This window comes from Klebsiella sp. MS 92-3 (assembly GCF_000195655.1).
GTDB classification, from domain to species: Bacteria; Pseudomonadota; Gammaproteobacteria; order Enterobacterales; family Enterobacteriaceae; genus Klebsiella; species Klebsiella pneumoniae.
This window is the reverse complement of the sequence record NZ_GL882724.1, coordinates 160908-161422: the sequence shown is the minus strand read 5'-3', so window position 1 is coordinate 161422 and position 515 is coordinate 160908. Positions and strand designations below refer to the sequence as shown.

The following is a 515-nucleotide window of genomic DNA, read 5'->3' as shown; positions in this document are numbered from 1 at the left end:
GGCGGGGGGGGGGGGGCGGGGGGGGGGGGGTGGGGCAACGCTTCGCCGTTCTTTGAATCCCATCACAATCACCGCACTCCCCTTTTCCCTTTTTCTCCACGATGGCTAAATTAGTAACTCATCCGACCACATAACAATAATTTTACATTGGAAGCCACTATGAGCCGCTATCCGTCGCTTTTCGCCCCGCTTGAGCTGGGCTTCACAACGCTCAAAAACCGCGTGTTGATGGGCTCGATGCACACCGGGCTGGAAGAGCTGCCGGACGGCGCGCAGCGGCTGGCGGCCTTTTACGCCGAACGCGCCCGTCACGGCGTGGCGCTGATCGTCACCGGCGGCATCGCTCCGGCGCCCTCTGGGGTCACCATGGCCGGCGGCGCGGTACTCAACGATGCCAGCCATCTGGCGCACCATCGTCATATTACCGACGCGGTACATCAGGAAGGCGGCAAAATCGCCCTGCAGATCCTGCACACCGGGCGCTACAGCTACCAGCCCGCGCTAGTGGCCCCTTC

At 62.9% G+C, this 515-nt stretch carries 1 pseudogene; it reads left to right on the top strand.

From position 1 onward, the window contains the following. Positions 1-159 precede the first annotated feature (159 nt). Positions 160-515, top strand: a pseudogene (fadH, locus tag HMPREF9538_RS31345) (NADPH-dependent 2,4-dienoyl-CoA reductase); the annotation flags it as partial.